General features: G+C 41.2%; 12 protein-coding genes. 7 read left to right on the top strand and 5 right to left on the bottom strand.

The features are described from left to right. Positions 1 to 29: 29 nt before the first annotated feature. On the bottom strand, positions 30 to 860 hold the full coding sequence (locus ACNORC_RS12090) for an OmpA/MotB family protein (RefSeq protein WP_418335904.1): 831 nt from the start codon (positions 858 to 860) through the stop codon (positions 30 to 32). A 312-nt stretch (positions 861 to 1172) separates the two neighbouring features. On the opposite strand from ACNORC_RS12090, the gene ACNORC_RS12085 reads away from it, so the two are divergent. Together ACNORC_RS12085 and tamL are read left to right on the top strand one after the other, a co-directional pair. Next, positions 1173 to 6176, top strand: coding sequence for a translocation/assembly module TamB domain-containing protein (locus ACNORC_RS12085; RefSeq protein WP_418335903.1), 5004 nt, complete (start codon positions 1173 to 1175; stop codon positions 6174 to 6176). Between the two features lie 9 nt (positions 6177 to 6185). Continuing rightward, a complete protein-coding gene (gene tamL / locus ACNORC_RS12080; protein WP_418335902.1) occupies positions 6186 to 8459 on the top strand; it encodes a translocation and assembly module lipoprotein TamL in 2274 nt (757 codons plus the stop codon). Here tamL and upp read toward each other — a convergent pair. Continuing rightward, positions 8456 to 9115: a uracil phosphoribosyltransferase gene (gene upp, locus ACNORC_RS12075; RefSeq protein ID WP_418335901.1), complete on the bottom strand. Its 660-nt coding sequence runs from the start codon at positions 9113 to 9115 to the stop codon at positions 8456 to 8458. The two genes, tamL and upp, sit on opposite strands and share 4 nt — an antisense overlap. A 268-nt stretch (positions 9116 to 9383) precedes the next feature. Here upp and ACNORC_RS12070 point away from each other — a divergent pair, with 268 nt between their 5' ends. Further along, on the top strand, positions 9384 to 9770 hold the full coding sequence (locus ACNORC_RS12070) for a nuclear transport factor 2 family protein (protein WP_418335900.1): 387 nt from the start codon (positions 9384 to 9386) through the stop codon (positions 9768 to 9770). A 35-nt stretch (positions 9771 to 9805) separates the two neighbouring features. Here the strand turns inward: ACNORC_RS12070 and ACNORC_RS12065 are convergent, their stop codons facing one another. Continuing rightward, positions 9806 to 10186: a hypothetical protein gene (locus ACNORC_RS12065; RefSeq protein ID WP_418335899.1), complete on the bottom strand. Its 381-nt coding sequence runs from the start codon at positions 10184 to 10186 to the stop codon at positions 9806 to 9808. 173 nt (positions 10187 to 10359) lie between these two features. Here ACNORC_RS12065 and ACNORC_RS12060 point away from each other — a divergent pair, with 173 nt between their 5' ends. Continuing rightward, positions 10360 to 11022, top strand: coding sequence for a hypothetical protein (locus ACNORC_RS12060; protein WP_418335898.1), 663 nt, complete (start codon positions 10360 to 10362; stop codon positions 11020 to 11022). Between the two features lie 31 nt (positions 11023 to 11053). On the opposite strand, the gene ACNORC_RS12055 is transcribed toward ACNORC_RS12060, so the two are convergent. After that, positions 11054 to 11527 (bottom strand): ferritin-like domain-containing protein, encoded by a 474-nt coding sequence (locus ACNORC_RS12055; RefSeq protein WP_418335897.1) that lies wholly within the window; start codon positions 11525 to 11527, stop codon positions 11054 to 11056. A gap of 170 nt (positions 11528 to 11697) precedes the next feature. On the opposite strand from ACNORC_RS12055, the gene ACNORC_RS12050 reads away from it, so the two are divergent. Beyond that, positions 11698 to 12156, top strand: a complete 459-nt coding sequence (locus ACNORC_RS12050) for a universal stress protein (RefSeq protein WP_418335896.1) — start codon at positions 11698 to 11700, stop codon at positions 12154 to 12156. 201 nt (positions 12157 to 12357) lie between these two features. After that, positions 12358 to 12801, top strand: coding sequence for a cold-shock protein (locus ACNORC_RS12045; protein ID WP_418335895.1), 444 nt, complete (start codon positions 12358 to 12360; stop codon positions 12799 to 12801). Between the two features lie 70 nt (positions 12802 to 12871). On the opposite strand, the gene ACNORC_RS12040 is transcribed toward ACNORC_RS12045, so the two are convergent. Further along, positions 12872 to 14743, bottom strand: coding sequence for a M61 family metallopeptidase (locus tag ACNORC_RS12040; protein ID WP_418335894.1), 1872 nt, complete (start codon positions 14741 to 14743; stop codon positions 12872 to 12874). A gap of 229 nt (positions 14744 to 14972) precedes the next feature. On the opposite strand from ACNORC_RS12040, the gene ACNORC_RS12035 reads away from it, so the two are divergent. Next, complete coding sequence (locus ACNORC_RS12035) at positions 14973 to 16148, top strand: DUF7282 domain-containing protein (RefSeq protein WP_418335893.1); 1176 nt, start codon at positions 14973 to 14975, stop codon at positions 16146 to 16148. Positions 16149 to 16321: the final 173 nt, after the last annotated feature.

Below are 16321 nucleotides of genomic sequence, written 5' to 3'. Positions count from 1 at the left end.
AGGTAGCCTTTTCTTTTCATCTATTATTCCTATTGATCATCTGCTTCTAACAGCGCCAGGAATTTATCCAGATTTGGAATGATTACAATTCTGGTCCTTCTGTTCTTAGCACGATTTTCTGCAGTATCATTATCCACTAATGGTTTAAAACTACTGCGTCCTGCGGCAATAAGTTTTTCAGGAGCAACATCGAATCGGTCCTGAAGAAGTCGTACGATAGCAGTTGCACGTCTTACACTAAGATCCCAGTTATCTACCAGGTACGAGTTCTCAACCATTGTTTGAGAATCGGTATGTCCTTCGACCATTACCTCCATACTCGGTTCCGAATTGATCACCTCAGCAAGTTTTTCCAATAGGGGATAAGCATCTCTGCTAACACGGTGGCTACCACTGCGGAATAAAAGTTTATCTGAAACATTGATCATTACCACTGTTTTATCAATAGTGATATCAACATCGTCTGAAGCTCCGCTGCTTATCTTATTTTCAAGGTTGTAAGAAACTGCAAGATTAATAGAATCCTCCAGAGTTTTGGCTTCGGCCAATGCGGCAGGATCAACTCTTCGAAGAGTTTCTCGCATTTTCTCCTTATTCTGGTTTGACATAGCTGTTAGCTCATTCAACTCCAGTTTTTGATCATTCTCATCTTTTAGAGAATTGATCTTAGCATTGTAATCTGCCACCCTGGATTCTATAGCGTTCAGCTTTTCTTCCAGTTCTTCCTTTTCTACCTGTGTCTTCTGTAGGCTACTGCGGGTGTCATTGTAATTTTCTTCCAGCTCCACATATTTCTTTTTGGATACACAAGAAGTCAATACGCCTGCAGTAAGCACTGTGACGGTAAGAAATCGTTTCATAGGTCTCATTTTAAAATTTAGATTCATTATTAAATTTGGGTTACGGGCATTAAAACGCATTAATGTGGCACAAATTATATAGTTGCTTTTTAGATGCTCTTTCATTTAACTAAAGATTACCACTCAAACCCTGCAAGTGCTAAATTATTCCTAATTGAATGGCTGCTTCTGGGAATATTTCTATCTTTTTTGGAAAAGTGGGGCAGTAATCTTCAGGAATCCAAAAAGCGAATTTTAACAATTTTTTCTCAATTCTTCCTTGTTCTGCTTCATATAAAGTAAATTTAAAGATCAAAGAATCGCCCTATACCATTGAAAGAAGAAAAGAAGAAAAAGGAAAAGAAAAAGAAAAGCTCCGGGTTAAAACTTTTTGGAAAGATCCTACTCGGTATTTTCATCTTTATTCTCTTGCTGTTGCTCTTTATCCGCAGTCCCTGGGGCCAGGGAATTATTACCGATCAATTAATATCTTATATATCTGACAAGACCAATACTGAAGTTCAGATCGATAAGCTATTTATTACTTTTTCGGGAGATATCAGCTTACAGGGTGTCTACCTGGAAGATAAAAAAGGAGACACTTTGGTTTACTCAAAAGATTTGGAAGCTGATATCCCATTACTTCCCATCCTTCGGGGAGAAGGAATTTCAATTGATAATCTTGAATGGAGTGGAGTAGTGGCCAATATTAGCAGGCAGGATTCTCTTCAAGGTTACAACTACCAATTCCTGATGGATATTTTCGCTCCTGCAGATACCACGGCTACAACCGCTACAGATACCACAGCTTCGGCCATGGCCTTTACTCTTGGTGATCTAGATCTTAAAGATTTCAGGGTCAATTATGATGATAAGGTCTCAGGGATCGATGCCAAATTCAAATTAGGTACTCTGCAAGTTGAGATGCAGGAATTCGACATGGACAGTATGGTCTTTAAAATAGGTGATGCCACCCTGGAAAACACCAGGTTCAGCTATTTGCAAACCAAAGCATTTCCGGAACAACCTCCTTCCGAAGAAACACCTGCTCCTTTCCTTTCTGTAGAGAACCTTAGAATAGATGACGTGGTCGCTAATTACCATTCTGTTCCTGACGGATTACTCACTGATCTCTATCTGGATGATTTTCTCCTCCAACTTCCGCAAGCCGATCTGGCCAACCAGGAGATCCACGTTGCCATGTTGGGATTAAGAAGTTCGGAAATCCTGGTGAAGACTTCTGAAACATCATCCAATGACAACAAAGACTCCACAGCAGTGGCGTCCACCGGTTTTGAGTGGCCTGAATGGAAGATGAAAGTGGATGAGATCTCACTTATTAATAACCGTATAAACTTCTTCACCGGAGAGAAAGTTCCCCAAGAAGGCATTTTTGAACCTACCGCACTTGCCTTTAATGATCTCACACTTAAGGCTCATGACATTTTCTATCAGCCAAAGAACGCCGAACTTCATGTGGAGGAATTTAACTTCAGGGAGAAATCGGGTCTTGAGTTGGCAGAAACAACTTTTGATCTTAGTCTTACCAATCAACAGTTGAAAGTCACTGATCTTGGAATTCAACTGAACGAAAACAGGTTGGCTGGAAAGCTGCAACTGGATTATTCCTCTTTTTCTCAATTTTTAGAAACTCCGGAAAATGCTGTTGTTGAGGTAGATCTTCCTGATTTTAGTCTGGACGTGGGAGATGCATTTCTTTTCCAACCTCAACTCAGGGAAAATCAATATATAGTTGCACTCAGCAAAAAGAAACTGGCAGGACAGTTACATGCTGAAGGAAAACTTTCGGCTGTTAAGATCTCTAACACCCAAATAAACTGGGGTGCAGAAACAAGTCTGGCTGCTCAGGGCACCATTCTCAACGCAATGGAACCGGATGATCTTCAGTTTGACTTCCCCGCTTTCAGAATGAGTTCAACTAAGAAAGACCTTCAGCAGTTTATAAAAGAAGAAGACCTGGGAATCAAACTTCCGCAGGAACTGACCCTGGCGGGAAGCTTCAAGGGTTCTCCTGAAGACATAACTATTGATGCTACTTTAAATTCTTCCGCAGGAGCTTTGGCCATTGACGGTCGTTTTGTTACCGCTCCGGGAATGGCTTTCAATGCAGACATCACCGCTACTAAACTTGAACTGGGTCAACTTTTGGACAATCCGCAATTGGGAGCGGTAAGCCTAAATATGTCCGCTTCGGGAAAAGGAGACGACATTAACACTTTAGATGCAGTAGTGGACGGCACCATCACCAGCTTGTCCTATAATAATTACCAGTTCGAGGACATCGCCTTGTATGGGGAAATTGAAAACGGAGAAGGATTTGCCAATGTCGACTACAAGGATGAGAATTTAAATATGAAACTGGAGAGTTTTGTTGAATTGGATTCTGTTTCTCCAAAAGCTGCTGTTCGACTTAACCTTATTGGAGCTGATCTCAAGGCATTGGGACTTTCTCCCAGACCTATAAACACTGCGCTCGATTTACGTGCTAATTTTGAAGGAAATGCTGAAAGTTATGATGTTACTGCCAATATTACTGATGGAGTGGCTGTTTACCTCAATGAATCATATTTGCTGGGAGAGGTAGAATTGAAAGCTCATGTGCGCCCAGACACTACTTCATTGGGAATAGATAACCGGATGGTGCACCTGCGGCTCAATTCTAATTCTGATCCTAACGAATTCACGGCTGCTTTGACAAGACACTTTGACCGCTATTTTTCAGATCCGGTAGCAAGAGACACTATCATAGATCCGGTAAACCTTCAATTGACCGCGCAAATAAGTCCGGCTCCCATTATGGAACAGGTACTCTTACCGCAGCTGGAGGAGATGGATACTATTCATGTTGCCGTTGATTTCAATGAGAATAAACGCAGCCTTACCGGAAATATCAACCTGCCTTACATTCAGTATATGGGAATTGAAGTTGACAGTTTGCGTTTCAACGTGGACAGTGACCGGGACCAACTAAGTTTCCATTTTGGATTGGAAAAGCTGGACGCGGGACCTTTGGCCATTAGAGAGACCATCCTAAAAGGGGATCTCAAAAATGAAATTCTGAGACTTGATTTTACCTCCAACTATGAAGATGATCAGCTGGTACATACTCTTTCTGAAATAACCCGCAAAAATGACATTTTAAGGTATCATATATTTCCGGAAGATTTTGTTCTGAATTCTAATGACTGGACAATTGATCCCGAAAATGAAATTCTAATTGCCGATGATTCCTGGACGTTCAATAATTTCAGGCTCAGCCGTAATGAGCAATTACTCCGAATAGGCAACGATATTGACGGGGTTCAAAAAGAACATATCGGGATGCATTTTGAGAATTTCACCCTGGCTGCCCTGCTTTCTTATTTTAATCCGGAAAATGTGCTGGCCTCAGGGCAAATGAATGGAAATTTTATTGTCGAGGAGCCTTTTGGAAGTACCGGTTTGTTGGCAGATCTCAATGTGCGCAATTTTGCCGTCATGGATGTACCGCTGGGATACCTTACCATAGATGCCGAAGCCATTGGCCGTGACCGGTATAATTTAGATCTTGCCATAAAGGACGGCAATGCAGATTTGGATCTTACCGGGTCATACATCGCGGATACCGAGGCGGCCAACCTGGATCTCGAGCTCGACCTCAATAGGATCTCAATGGAAGTGTTGCAGGGTTTTTCTCAGGAAGCAATCAGGAATGTCGACGGGTATTTTACCGGCAATATTGACGTGACCGGGACCACTGCCGAACCTGTATACGAAGGTCAACTGCAATTCAAGCAGGCTCAATTCACCGTCGCTACTCTCAACGCTCCGTTCACACTGCCCGATGAAACTCTCAGGCTAGATAATAAAGGTTTTTATCTTGATGATTTTGAGATAAAAGATATGAATGGAAATTCCCTTTTTATAGACGGCTCCCTTCTTACAGAGAATATCACAAATCCTGAATTCGATCTTAGTTTTAGAACCGAGAATTTCACAGCCCTTAATTCAACAGAAGAAGATAATGACCTTTTCTACGGAACTGCAGTATTTGATGCGACCGGATCTCTTACCGGTAATCTAGACCTGCCCCAGGTAGAACTGGATCTTAATGTGGATGAAAGGACCAGCATGACCTATGTTATTCCTGAAGCAACATTGGGAATTGAAGAACGGGAGGGGGTTGTCATCTTTGTGAACCGGGAAAACCCAGATCGTATTTTGACCAGAAATCAGCAACAGGGAGAAACAGTCTCTTTTTCAGGGTTTCAACTGAACTCTTATATAGACATTGAAAAGAATTCCACATTCAAAGTTATCCTGGACAAAGAGACCGGCGACAATTTTCAGGCAACCGGAAGCGGAGAAATCCTTTATAACATTTACCCAAACGGACGCACCACCATGTCTGGCCGATACGAGATCAGTGACGGGCATTATGAAATGACCCTGTACAACCTGGTTACCCGGAAATTTAACTTGATGAAAGGTAGTAGCATCGTATGGGCAGGAGACCCTTTGGATGCCGATCTTAACATCACAGCTGTATATGAAGTGGAAGCTTCTGCTTCGGCATTAATGGCTCCGCAGCTTACGGGTGCAGATATGGATGTTCGAAACCGCTTCAGACAGGAATTGCCCTTCCTGGTCTATTTGAAAATAGGAGGGGAGATAGCACAGCCTAAATTGTCCTTTGGATTGGATATGCCCGAAGATGAACAGGGTGCAATCGGCGGACAGGTCTACGGAAGGGTTCAACAAATAAATCTACAGGAAAATGAACTGAACAAACAGGTGTTTTCACTTCTAGTTCTAAACAGGTTTTTCCCCGATTCCGGAAGTGACGGTGCTTCGGGAGGAACTTTGGCTTTTGCAAGGGACAATCTCAATGCAGCACTATCTGATCAGCTGAACATCTTTTCTGACAAACTGATGGGAGAAACGGGAATTGACCTCAACTTTGGTCTGGATTCCTATACAGATTATCAAGGTACCAGTCCGCAGCAAAGAACACAATTAGATATTACTGCACAAAAATCCTTGCTGGATGACCGGTTAATTGTAAGTGTAGGAAGCGAAGTAGACCTTCTGGGCAGCAGTCAGGTAGACGAAAACAGTCCTGTGATAGGAAATGTCAGTCTGGAGTATTTACTAACGGAAAACGGTCGTTTCCGACTAAAAGCTTTCCGAAGAAAAACCTTCGAAAATGTAATAGACGGACAGATCATAATAAGTGGTCTCGCCCTGATCTTCACCCAGGACTTTAATAAATTCCATGAGTTGTGGGACCAGATCGTTCAGGACGAGAAAAAGAAGAAAACAGAAGAAAAAAACTAAACAGCCTTTATGCTGAAAAAGCCAACCATACAAATCTTTTTAATCACGTTGCTGCTCATAGCGTTTCAGGCCTGCAGTGTGCAAAAGTTCATTCCTGAGGATAAATTTCTCTATACCGGTGCTGACCTGGAGTTGAGTTCAAAAGATGAAATAGCTAACAAAAAGGACCTTAAGGCGCAACTGGAAAGCCTCATTGGTCCTGAACCGAACAAAAAATTCCTGGGCTCCCGTTTTGGTCTTTATTTCCATTATAAGGCTCAAAAGGAGAATCCGGGGTTCCTGAACAAATTCCTGAATAAGAAGATTGGCGAAGAACCGGTTTACCTTTCAGATGCTGATCCTTTCCAAACGGAGGATATTTTAAAGAACAGGTTAGAGAACCGCGGGTATTTCTATAGTCGGGTGGATCATTCTGTTCAACGGAATGAAAAGAAGAAGACTGCGAGTATTTCTTATACAGCCCAGCTTCCCGAAGAACCATATTTACTGGAAACCTACCAGTTGGACAATGATTCCCTGCATATATACAAAGAGATCAAAGAAACGCTGCCGGAGACTTTTCTGGAAAAAGGTATGACATTCAATCTTGCGGCGATGAAAGCCGAAAGGGAGCGAATTGATAATGCTTTGAAGGCTAAAGGTTATTATAACTTCAGCTCAAATTTCCTCATTTTTGAGGCTGATACGAATCAATATGACCGTAAAAAATTTGATCTTTTCCTGCGTCTGAAGAACGAAGTTCCCGAAGCCGGTATCAAACCCTATATTATCAAAAATGTAAATGTCTATCCTAATTATGTGGTAGGAACTGATACCCTGAAAAGAGATACTATTCGATATGAAGGAAAGAATTACATTCAGAATGAGATTTTCTTTAAACCGAATAAACTTGATCCTTTTATTCTAATAGATGAAGGGAAGTTCTACGACCCGTTAGAATCAGGAAAAACCAGCCGAAGATTGACCTCTTTGGGTGCTTATAAATTTGTCAATATCCGCTATGATGAACTGGATTCCCTGGCCACAGACAGTTTGGGATATTTAGAGGGCAATATTTTTCTTTCTCCTTTGAACAAACGCTCTATTCGTGCTGAACTGCAGGCGGTGACAAAATCGAACAATTTCGCCGGTCCACACCTGGCATTGACCTACACCAACCGCAATTTGTTCCATGGAGGTGAAATTTTGAACATAACGGGGAGGGTAGGATATGAAAAACAACTTTCCGGAGGCAACCAGTCCGGATCGAGCAGTACTCAACTAGGTTTGGATACTGATCTTATCTTTCCGCGAATGTTATCCCTTATCCCTATTAACGAAGATTGGTTCAAATACTCAATTCCCAAGACCAAGATCAGCCTCGGCTTTGAATATCTGAATAGAAGCCGACTTTTTAGCTTGTTCTCTGTTTCCGGAAGCTTTGGTTACATCTGGAAAGCGAACAGGTTTATTACCCATGAGTTTAGTCCTTTTTCAGCGAACTATGTCAAGCTGAGCAATACCACCCAACAATTTGAAGATGTTCTGGAAGAAAATCCTTTCTTAAAAAGCAGTTTTCGACAACAATTTATTGCCGGCCTTACTTATTCCTTTACCTATAACGGAATGATCGATGAAAGCAGGCGGCACCAGTTTTTCCTAAACTCTAATCTCGATCTGGCAGGAAACCTTCTCAACCTGCTTAGCAGCGGTGAGCGTCCCAGGACGTTCCTCGGACTCGAGTACGCACAGTATGCTAAGATCGACGCCGATTTCAGGTATCATTATAAACTCACACCTCAGCAAAAAATAGCCACCCGTCTTTTCGCAGGAATTGGAATTCCTTACGGCAATTCAGAGGTAATGCCCTTTAGCCGGCAGTATTTTTCCGGTGGCCCTTATAGTGTTCGCGCCTTCCGGATAAGATCCCTTGGTCCCGGGACCTATCATCCCGAAGGAGACACCTTTTCCTACTATGACCAGATGGGGAACATTCGGCTGGAGGCCAATGTGGAATACCGGTTCCCGATCTTCCAGTTTTTAAAAGGGGCCGTTTTTGCCGATGCGGGTAACGTTTGGAACACCGAAGAGAACAGCAGCCTTCCCGGCGGAAAATTCGGGTCTGATTTCCTTAAAGAATTTGGAATAGGAGTGGGGACAGGATTGAGGATCGATATTCAGAGCTTTGTGATCAGGTTTGATCTCGCTGCACCGGTGAGGATCCCATGGCTTCCGGAAGGAGACCGATGGGACTTCCGCTACAAAGATCCCGTTCTTAATTTCGCGATCGGTTATCCGTTCTAGTGTTGCATCTTGGTTCCGAAGCAAAGATCACCGGCATCTCCAAGGCCCGGGACAATATAACCCCGGTCATTGAGTTTCTCATCAATGGTGGCGATCCATAAATGGGAATTTTCAGGAAAAGATTCTTTGACGTATTCAATGCCTTCACGGGCGCCTATTATTGCTACAAGATGAATTTCACGAGGTGTTCCCATGGTCTCCAGGGCTTTCATAACATTCACAAAAGACCTTCCGGTAGCAAGCATGGGATCTGCCAGTAAGAGAGTTTTTCCTTCTAAAGAAGGAGAAGCCAAATATTCGACCAGGATCTCAAAGTTCTCATCGTTGTTCGGGTGATGACGATATGCTGAAATAAAGGAGTTCTCGGCAGCATCAAAAAAATTGAGGAGCCCGGTATGCAAAGGCAGACCGGCTCGTAATATAGAACAGATCACCACATCTTCTTTTGGCAGTTCCAGCGAAGCCGTGCCTAAAGGAGTTACAACGTCTTTCTTCTCATACATCAGATGCTGGCTCATTTCATAGGCCAGGATCTCTCCAAGTCTTTCAATATTCTTACGAAACCGCATGCGATCTTTCTGTATCTCGAGATCACGCAATTGAGCGACAAAAGTATTGGCTATAGATCTCTTTTCTAAAAGGTGGTGAATTTGCATAGTTAGAATTTTTCCGGGCCCTTAAAGAACTTTCGGGGCAGGATGAATATCGGAAATCAAAGTTAATTAAATAATCTTTCCGCAGTTTCAATAAACCACTTCCAATCTTGAGAATTGAGTAATTTTATTCAGGCTGCGTTTATTTTACTTCTTAAAAATGTCATTATCATGACACATTTTTAATTCAAAAACCTTATTTTTATATACCTTAAATCATCTAAATCAACTAGATATGTAAAAAACTTCTACTTTCCAAAATATCCCGAACATGAATCCCAGAGAAGAATTTCTTCGGAAAGTGAATAAAGCTTTTGCAGACGGGGACAGTGATTTTCTTTTAAATCATGTCTCTGAAGATTTCTGTTGGGTGATCGTAGGGGAGAAGACAGTAGGAGGGAAGATAGAATTTTCCGAGGCCCTGGACCAAATGAAAGATATGCCCCCAATGAAGATCGATATTCAAAATGTTATCGCTGATAAAAATTCGGCTATCATTGAAGGGATCGTGGTAGGTAAGAACAGGCTGGGACAGAAAAAATATTTTGGCTTTTGTGACATTTTTCAACTGGAAGGGGCAGAGACCTTTATGATCAAAAAAATGACTTCCTATGTGGTAGATGTCAGTAAACACAAACAGTACAGGGAGACCTGCTAAAAAAAACCGGAACTTTAATTCCGGTTTCTTATTAATTACTTCTCTTTATTCCCCTTTTTAGAAGGGTCTTTATATTTCTCTGCCTCCTCACCCTTATACACTGTATCAGACTGTGCTTCAATATTATCGTTAGAATTGGCCGATTCCTTAGGCTTCCTGTTCTTTTCAGATTCATCAGCCTTATTCCTCGTCTCGTTGAATTGTTTATCATCCATCTTAGGAATATCCAGGTCTGACCCTGTATAGTCTATGGGTTGATTGCGGTCTTTGAAATATTCGCCCTTTTTCTCGTCCTTACTCTGGTTATTGAGTACCTCCTTGTCTTCAGAAGTTATATCGGGATTGTAAGGCATACCTTCAGGCTTTCTCTCTCTTTTGTCCTTATTCTTCTTGGGCATTTCTTCTTTCTTTGTCATGACAATTGGTTTTCTTTTTAAATTACTGATTAAGCCCAGTTAAACCAATAATTTCGGGGTTAAAATCCCGTTAAATATCCGTTTGATATTTTATCGTAGTCTTTCTTTTTTTGTTTTTCAGTAAATTAGGTCACATTTTTGATAGACTAGTTGTAGTTAACAACCATAGGATAATGAGACTACTTATATTTTTCTTTTTCATGCTGGTATTTTCTGCGGAAGGTTTTTCGCAAATAGATAAATCGTCTACTCCTGTCAAAGCTCCGGGGGAATTATTAAGTTCAAAAAATGAGAGTAATAATTCTTCAGTAAAATCTACCGGCAACCACAGCTTATCTACCAAAAATGGGATTTTCAGCAATACTCCCGAAACACGGAAATTAGGAGAAAAAGAAGAGAAGTCCTTTAGTATGAGGACAGATAATGGCTTGTTGACCTATAAAGAAAAAGACTTTACTCCTAAAGCCTTTAAAGAGGATAAAGAGATAAGGCCTGAATTTAAAGGTGATCAATACCTAGGAGATTTTATTACAGATGGATCCTATGTGGAACTTTACTGCCGCGACCACGAGTATGTGGATGGTGACAAGGTGAGAATTTATCTTAACGGGGAGGTGGTACAAAACAGCGTATCGCTTGGAGCGGGATATACACCAATTTTCGTGAAACTCAACAGCGGATTGAACAATGTGGAATTCGAGGCGCTTAACCAGGGAGCCTCGGGACCAAATACAGCCGAATTAAGGGTTTTTGACGCTAAAGGAATTGAGGTCACCAGGAAAGAGTGGAATCTTCTCACAGGTGGAAAAGCCAGCTTAATTGTGGTGAAACAATAAGCCGGCTCCTTAAATATTTTTTTAATATTCTTTATTCAACATCGGTCAGGCTATGAAGTTGTGAACAGGCAGCTTTCATTTCTTTTAACTGGCTGCGGAGTACATCTTCAATATGACCGGGGAAATGGTTCTTTTTAAGTTTCTCTTCATACTCTTTGATACAGTTTCTTTCACCTTCAAGACATTCTTTTAAAAGGTTTTCATCTTTACGACCTGTAATACTGTTTTTTAAATTGATCCAGGTTCTGTGCAATTTGTTCAGTCCGGAACTTTTCTCTACCGGATGTTCGTTAAGCACATGTATTTCCCTGTCAAGTTCAGTGGCAAAATGATTGTGCATAAGGCCCTGCTTTTTGAAATATTCTTTTAGCTGTGCCTTATCTGCACGTTCAATAGCCTTCTTATAATCTTTTTCGGCATCATAATTTTTCTCGAGAAGCTCCTGAAGGCTCTTTACCACATGCCGGTGAGCTTCCTCCCTTGCCGATTCCCGTGTAGTTTTCATAAGGCAAAAATTTTTCTCTTTTAAATATACGCGGAATGGAAGATTTTTAAAATGACATTTGTCAGTTATTTCAATTCAAACGATTAATTATCAGTATTTTATGATCATCTTTTAGCTACTACCGAGTTACGTTGTCATTTTTTGTAAATTAGATTGTAAATCCTGCAAATATGAAAAAAGTCCTCATCGCAATTGACTATAACCCGGTTTCAGAAAAAGTAGTGAAAGAGGGTTATGAACTGGCAAAAACCCTGGGGGCAGAGATATGCCTCGTGCATGTTCTGGATGATCTGGGGTACTACACAACCAATTATCCCACTTTTTTGGGGTATGAAGGTTACCCCGGAATTGGACCCGACTACAATGTAGCAATTGAAATGCGCACCATCGCTGAAGATTTTATAAAAAAGGCGGCAGATCACCTGGACGATCCACAGGTGAAAACCGAAATTATCGAAGGGGACACAGCAAAAGCTTTACTTAATTTTTCTGAAGAATGGAAGGCAGATGTTCTTGTTATGGGAACCCATAGTCACTCTGTTCTTGAGAAACTTTTAATGGGTACCGTAGCAGAAAAGGTTCTTGAAAAAACCAGGATCCCTGTCTATGTAGTGCCGGTAAAACAATAAAAGCGGCTTAAAAGCCTTGAAAAATGGCATTTTTCGTAGGTTATTCAGGAAGTTTTTCATTAATTGAAATAACAAAAAAGAAATAGTAACTTTGTAGGCACTGCATCACTGAATAAATTTTCGGCAATCTTCCGCAGATTTTTCCAATCTTCGTTTAGTAATCAGCTACCTTAATAAACTTTAAAACCCCGTAATAAGCTAATGGCTAAATCACAACAGACGTACAACAAAACAGAAAAGGAAAAAAAACGCCTTAAAAAGCGCGAAGAAAAGCGAAAGAAAAAGGAAGAAAGAAAAGCCAGTGGCACCAATGCTTCTGAATTTGTGTACGTCGATGAATTCGGTAACCTTACCGACACTCCACCAGATCCATCTCAAAAAGTCGAAGTAGATGCCGAAAGCATTGAAATTGGAATTCCTAAAAAGGAAGATTCCGATGAAGAGGTGGATTTCAGCAAAGAAGGAAAAGTTTCCTTTTTTGACCACTCAAAAGGATTTGGCTTTATTCTGGACAGTCAGACACAGGAAAAATACTTTGTTCACGTGAGCGGACTTATCGACGAGATAGCCGAAAATGACCGGGTAAGTTTTGAACTGGAAAAAGGTCCCCGCGGAATGAACGCCGTTAGGGTCAAGAAGATCTGATCTCTATAAGATAAATGATATAAAAAAGGCGATGTAATTACATCGCCTTTTTCTTTGTCCTTTTTTTGGATCAGGATTTTAGCCAGGCTTCCCGTAAAGCTGCTTGTTCTTTAGTGGCATTTGGATTCTCTACTAATTTCATTCCCTTTGCCATAGGCTCAATCACCTCGGCTTCAATTACTTTTTCTTCACCATCGCGTGCAATTGTTAAACGAATATTTTCACCCTCTTTCCATTCCAGGGAAGTCATGACCAGATCATAGATGTTGGAGGCTGTATATTTTGTGCCATTAATAGATTTGATCATATCACCGCCCTGCAAGCCGGCTGCAACTAAAAAGCTGTTGAGTTCTATGTCATTCCGAAGCATAATGGCCCCCATTTCATTGAGAGTAATGTAAGGAGTAGCCTGATCTTTTAGAAGGTAACTTACAGGAATTTGACCTTCCTGCATCTCCAGACCTACTTTGTTGAAAAACTCGTGGTAAGGAATGGGAGTAGTTCCACTCACATACCTGTCAAAGAATTCCTGAATCTCTGGATAAGTGATCTCCACTATGTCTGAAATAAGATCCTCATCATTGAAAGGTTTGTCTTTTCCATACTTATCAGTCAGGGCTTTCATTAAATCCAAAACTCCGAATTCCCCGTTGCTCAGCTCACGAAGTCTAATGTCTAATGCCATCCCTATTAGCGCCCCTTTTTGATAAACGTTTGCGTAACTACCGGCATACTCATCATCCAGAATGTTTTCGCTCATTACTGTAAAAGACATGGTATCATCAAAGTTTCTGGAGTTCATGATCTTTTCGTTCATTCTATCGTAGAAATCCTGGTTATCGATCAATCCCTGGTTCACCTGGAATAGATTAGCGAAATATTCGGTGACCCCTTCATACATCCACAGATGTTTTGACATTTTTGGATCATTGTAATCAAAATAATGGATCTCATTGGAGTGAACCCCAAGCGGGGTAATGATGTGAAAGAATTCGTGTGAAACAATATCCGTAAGGCTATTGTCCAGTGCTTCTTCTTCCATGGTCTCAGGCATCACCACCACAGTCGAGCTATGATGCTCTAACGCTCCAAAATTTCCTGCATCTTTGTTTCCCGGAGTGGCAGAGAGATACAACAGGATTGCGTATTTATCGGTATTATTTACATCGCCCAAAAAGTTCTTTTGTGCTCTTATGGTCCTTTCCAGGTTTGGCTTAATACTTTCTGCTGAAAAGCGCTTATTGGGAGAGTAAACATCAAGCAGAACTGTCATTCCGGGTACCTTAAAGCTGGTAGTATCAGGAGTGGAATACATGATAGGGTTATCCATTACTTCAAAATAACGGTTCAGTTCAAAAACATCGACCTTCGAAGCTGCACCTTCTTTATTCTCCGTCCTTTGGACAGTCAGTGCAGTTCCGGGAATAAGATCTGAAGGGCGGGTGACCATAAGACGATACGGTTCCTCTTTCATTTCCTGGAAATAACCTATAAAGCCGAAAAGGTTCAGTAAGAAATTCTTTCCTTTCGCGATGTTAGTTCCTGCCATTGAATAAATTCCGCCTTCTCCGGATATATCAAAAGTGTCATTCACCCAATAACCCACTTTATCCAAATTACGGGCATTAGGAATCCTCCAGCTATTGGCGTCAAGTTGTTGTACCTTCAATTCTTTTCCGTTGTAATCATAGGCTTTAAAATCCTCAGAATATTTTCCGTAGTCTGCCGTAGAATAGGTTCCGGGAACGGTCTTGGGAATATAAAATACAGTTTCTTCAGTTTTAAATTCGGCAGGATCTATTGTTACCCTCACTCGGTCATCTATCACATTTACGAGATCAATAGAGGTTACTACCGGTTGAACTTCAGGAGTTGTGCCTTGTGAAGTCTTACATCCAACGAGGGCTAAAGACATTCCGAAGGCTAAAAAAATTTTCTTCATGCTATAAATTGTTTTTTATATGACTTCAATAGAACTCAAAAGTTACAGGCTTCATTATTATTATGTTCAGGCAATTTTTATCCGAATTCCCTTCATATTTGTTTTGATTTTCACAAACAGCTCTTAAAGTACTTATAAAACATGGCGTAAACTGTGCTAATTAATAAGGTTTTAACGGCCCGGGCCTTGGATTCTTGCTATACTGCCCCCAAATTCTAAAAAACTAAATATGAAGATGAAAAGAAACTTTTTATTTGCTGTTCTTATTCTTGCTGTAGTAAGTTTTACTGCATGTAGCGATGATGACGACAGTGGAAAAGGGCCAGATCTGGCACCAACAGGAAGCCTGGTAGTATCTGACCAACTGCTGGAAAACAACACCCTTACGGTAAGCAATGTGATGATGAGTGATGGGGGATGGGTAGTGGTCCATCGGGATAACGGAAGCGGACAACCTGTTGTTCCCGCTATTATTTCAGTTCCGGAATATGTTAGTGCCGGGGAAACTGCTGATGTTGAAATAACCCTTGCTGATGGTGTAGAAGTACAAAATGAAGAAACACTTTGGATCATGCTTCACACCGACGATGGAGATCAGGTATATGAGTTCGATGGTACAAGTGGTGTGGACGCGCCAATTATGGACGGAAACAACATCGTAATGCAATCAATTGTGGTGGAAACACCCCCTACAGGCTCCCTGACCGTAAGTGATCAGGTGCTTGTCAATAACACTGTTATGGTAGAATCTGTATCACTTGACCGCTCAGGTTATGTGGTAATTCATGCCGATGATAACGGTGCTCCAATGGTACCTGATATTATTTCTGAACCTGTATACCTTGAGGCAGGTGATTACACGAATGTAGAAGTTCCTTTAGTGGCATCGGCTACTGTTTCAGCCAATGAAACGTTGTGGGTGATGTTACATACCGATACAGGTATTGAAGAAGAATATGAATTTGACGGAGCTGGCACTCCAGATCAACCTATTGTGGTGGATGGAAATGTAGTTGTTGAACCTCTTACAGTAACCAGTGTTTCTGTAGTGGATGTTTCCGGAAGCTTTACAGTGGTAAACCAGGCCGTAGTTGATAATACAATTACAGTTGATGAAATTACTGTAGATGACGCTGCATGGGTGGTAGTCCATGCTGATAACAACGGAGCTCCGGTTGTTCCCGACATTATTTCTAATCCTGTTTATCTTACTGCCGGAACTAATACTGACGTGGTTATCACCTTCAGTGAAGATGCTAACGTGAGTGCAGGAGATACTGTGTGGATTATGCTGCACGATGACAGCGGAGCCCAGGGAGTGTATGAATTCAATGGCCTGAATGGTCTTGACCTTCCGCTCTTAAGTGCCGGTGCCGTTGTTGTTCAGTCAATTACCCTGCAATAGAGAAGAATTATTTTTTTTAAAGTTTGGAAAATCCGGTATACGTACCGGATTTTTTTGTTAACGGTGTTTATCCTCTCATTTTTTAAATTTTCAGCGATAATTGAGATAAGTATGATTTTGCTCACATTTATCTAAAAAAAATCTTTTTTCAGAAGGAAGAGCGGGAAGAAATT

Origin of the sequence: Salinimicrobium soli (assembly GCF_048323655.1) — a bacterium.
Taxonomy (GTDB): Bacteria; Bacteroidota; Bacteroidia; order Flavobacteriales; family Flavobacteriaceae; genus Salinimicrobium; species Salinimicrobium soli.
The sequence above is the reverse complement of the archived record's forward strand: the minus strand, read 5'-3'. Positions and strand labels throughout refer to the sequence as shown.